This is a genomic window from bacterium (assembly GCA_040757115.1).
Classification (GTDB): Bacteria; UBA9089; CG2-30-40-21; order CG2-30-40-21; family SBAY01; genus JBFLXS01.
The window spans coordinates 1-3286 of record JBFLYA010000341.1 but is presented as its reverse complement, the minus strand read 5'-3'; the positions used below and the strand labels follow the sequence as shown (position 1 = coordinate 3286).

Genomic DNA, 3286 nt, shown 5'->3' with positions numbered 1-3286 from the left:
TTTTCCACCTGTGCGGTTAGATTAACCTTCCTCACATCTTTTAAAACCACGAACGACCCACAAGTGGGTACCCCGGAAGAGCACGAAGAATTATAAAACAAATCTCCTAATCCCATCTTTCAATCTCTTCTCATTAAAGTTCATTAATAAATCTATCTTTATATTTGCTAATCTCATATAGGTTAGCAACTGGGCTTCATGGACCCGATGAACTTCAATTGCTAACCCAATTATTTTCTTAGATAATTCATCAAATTCCATAAAATCCATTCCTGAAATAATTTTTCTTCGTGTCCTTCGTGCTCTTCGTGGTGAATAGTTACCCATCTTCAAACATTACCAAAAAGTAATCTTGCGATAATCTTCTCGTTAACTTGACTATGGTAGACTACTATCATATAGCAGTTATTAGTCAAAATTTTACTCAGAGTGGATAAGGAAAAAATCCCAAATCCCAAGCACCAAATCTCAAATAAGCACCAAATTCCACATACCAAAAAGCGAATTAGAGATTAGTGAATTAGAGATTAGATTTTACTAATTCGCTAATTCGCTTAATTCACTAATTCACTAAATGGAATTTGGAATTTCATAGCCATATCTATGTCAAATTTCGATTAATAAGTGCTATAGTACCTTACCAGTGAAATTGTTGCTCAAAAAGCAAGCAAAAATACCAGTGTTAATTTGGCAAGAAAGGGGGTGAAGTTTCTTTTAAATTTTGATGCCAAACACTGTTTAATATAAATAATGCAAGCCTAACCCGTTAAAGGGTGAAGGTGAAATTTTTAACTAAAGTTAAGGAGGTAAGTATGATGAAATCAAAAACTAATTCTGTCATGAGGGCATTGGCTATAGCAGGATTTTCTATGGCCATAAGTGTAACATTTATCTGGCCTGGTAGCTCTGCTAACATCGCCATAGTCCAGGCCCAGGAGCCTAAGTTTACCACAGATTTTCGATTGGAGGACTGCAAATTTATGCCAGTAGGAAGAAACCCCTACTTCATTCTCGAACCAGGCTATCAATTAGTTTTAAAGGGGGAAGAAAATAACGATAAGTTCAAAGTTGTAAGCACCGTTCTTTACGAAACCGAAAACATATCACTTCCCAATATTGGCGTGGTAAAAACAGGAATCGTCGAGGACAGAGAATGGAAGAACGACGAGTTAACTGAGGTTTCAAGGAATTTCTACGCCATCTGCAAAAGGACCAACAGCGTTTACTACTTTGGCGAGAATGTTGATAAATACGAGAATGGAGAAATCGTGAGTCACGAAGGCTCATGGCGTGCAGGCGTGTCTGGTGCCAAACCTGGTGTTATGATGCCCGGTATCTTCCTTCTGGGCTCGAGATACTACCAGGAAATAGCAGAAGGCGTTGCTATGGATCGTGGAGAGAATGTGGAGATGGCACTGACAGTAACTACTGAAGCAGGTATATTTAATGCCTGTGTGAAGGTGCGTGAGACAACTCCACTTGAGCCAAATGCGGTAGGTGAAAAGGTCTATTGTCCCGGAGTTGGACTGGTGGTAGACGACGAGCTTGAACTGGTCGAATATGGCTTTAATGTTATAAACACAGCACCCACTACGGGCATTACTACTTATAACTACCCCAATCCCTTTAATCCTGCCAGTGGCATACCAATCAATAGTCATGGTATAACAACCAGAGGAACCATCATCAAGTATCAAATTCCAGGTACAGGAGAAACAACAGTAAATATTAAGATATATAATATTGCAGGTGAGCTAATAAGAGAATTTACTGATACGGCAACAAGAGGTGTATGGAATTATGTAGAATGGGATGGAAAGAATAGTGGAGGTACTGTAGTGGCATCAGAAGTCTATGTCTACATCATTGAAGGTAGTGGCTATCATAAGTGTAGCAAGATGGCTATTATCAAATAAGAAGGGAGGTATGAAAAGATGCAAAGAATATTTTTAGTTCTATTGATTTTGACAATGGCATCCTCTGTTTATGGGAGAGGAAAAGGGGAGTCAGGGGCAGCATTTTTAAAAATAGGCCAGGGTGCCAGAGCATTGGCAATGGGAGAAGCGTATGTAGCGGTGGCTGATGACCCTTATGCTTCCTGCTGGAATCCAGCCGGCCTGGCGATGATTAATGCCCCCCAGTTTGGAGGAATGTATGGCCGCTGGTTTCAGGATATTGCCACTCAACATCTCACTTTTGCTAGACCAGCAGGAAATATGGTACTTGGTGCAGGTATAACCATGCTTCAAGTTAAGAATATAGAAGAGTGGAAGGATGAAAATACCTATTCAGGCAACTTTAATGCATCTGATATGGCCATAATTTTATCCGGTGCCAGGAAGGTAAACACAAAAGCAAATGTAGGTGCTAATCTCAAACTCATAAGCACAAAGATAAAGAATGAATCTGCATCTGCCTGGGCATTGGATCTTGGTGGTCTGTATCATCCTTCTTCTGTTAAGGGTCTAAGCATTGGTGTCTCACTTCAGAATTTAGGCACCTCACTCAAGTTTAAGAAAGAAAAAGACCCTCTACCGTTTAATATCAAGATAGGCTGTGCTTACAGGCTTTTTGAAGAAAGGCTTATTGTAGCAGGTGATTTAAACAGCCCTAATGATGCTGATATAAACATCAGGCTTGGCACCGAATACACCTACCCTATTGATCAAAATAAGTTAGTAGCAATCAGGGCAGGTTATAGAGAAGGAGATGATTCTGGCAAGCTTACGGTTGGTTGTGGTTTGCAAATCGGAAATTTTCAGTTTGACTATGCCTACCTCTCCTTTGGTAATCTTGATTCTACACATAGGGTATCTTTGATAAAGAGGTTTTGAATTCAGAGGCTGAATCTTCCTTAAACCTGTCAGAGCCTGCCCTGATGAAAATCAGGGAACAGGTTTTTGATTTTGAGAGCGTTGCAAATGGTTTTTAGTTATGGTGCGGGTTGGGGGTGAGTTTTGGGTGATAAAAGATGCCAAAGCTATAAAAAAGAGATAATCTGCTTAGTTGACATCAAGAGGAGGAGGTGTTATATAGTTGTCCCTTCTAAAGTGGTTAAAGTTTATGATTGATTAAGCCGATAAAGACAACAGAAGTAAGTTTTAAATTGGGGAGGGAAATAATGCATCCAAATAACCAATTATAGCGGTTATTAACTGGAAGTTTACATAGGATAATACCCATAAATAAGGCATGAGAATAATCGTTCCGTTAGGAACATAATATCGGTAGGAATAGATAGATAAATCAATCAGTTCCGTAGGAACGATATATTGGTAGAAAATTT

The 3286-nt window shown here is 39.3% G+C and carries 5 protein-coding genes; 2 read left to right on the top strand and 3 right to left on the bottom strand.

The annotated features are described in order from the left end of the window. Positions 1–90 precede the first annotated feature (90 nt). Together AB1422_18295 and AB1422_18290 are read right to left on the bottom strand one after the other, a co-directional pair. Positions 91–261: a GxxExxY protein gene (locus tag AB1422_18295; protein ID MEW6621251.1), complete on the bottom strand. Its 171-nt coding sequence runs from the start codon at positions 259–261 to the stop codon at positions 91–93. 505 nt (positions 262–766) lie between these two features. Beyond that, on the bottom strand, positions 767–952 hold the full coding sequence (locus AB1422_18290) for a hypothetical protein (protein MEW6621250.1): 186 nt from the start codon (positions 950–952) through the stop codon (positions 767–769). A gap of 10 nt (positions 953–962) precedes the next feature. Between AB1422_18290 and AB1422_18285 the strand changes: the two genes are divergently transcribed. Both AB1422_18285 and AB1422_18280 read left to right on the top strand, forming a co-directional pair. Beyond that, complete coding sequence (locus AB1422_18285; GenBank protein MEW6621249.1) at positions 963–1916, top strand: hypothetical protein; 954 nt, start codon at positions 963–965, stop codon at positions 1914–1916. Between the two features lie 18 nt (positions 1917–1934). Beyond that, entirely contained in the window at positions 1935–2834 is a 900-nt protein-coding gene (locus tag AB1422_18280; GenBank protein ID MEW6621248.1) for a PorV/PorQ family protein, read from the top strand. A 267-nt stretch (positions 2835–3101) separates the two neighbouring features. Here AB1422_18280 and AB1422_18275 read toward each other — a convergent pair. Next, positions 3102–3286, bottom strand: a 185-nt coding sequence (locus AB1422_18275; GenBank protein MEW6621247.1) for a hypothetical protein, incomplete at its 5' end; no start/stop codon positions are given.

Excerpts from the sequence above, each read along its gene's own strand:
- AB1422_18295 (MEW6621251.1), bottom strand. The coding sequence starts at position 261 with ATGGAATTTGATGAATTATCTAAGAAAATAATTGGGTTAGCAATTGAA.
- AB1422_18280 (MEW6621248.1), top strand. The coding sequence starts at position 1,935 with ATGCAAAGAATATTTTTAGTTCTATTGATTTTGACAATGGCATCCTCT.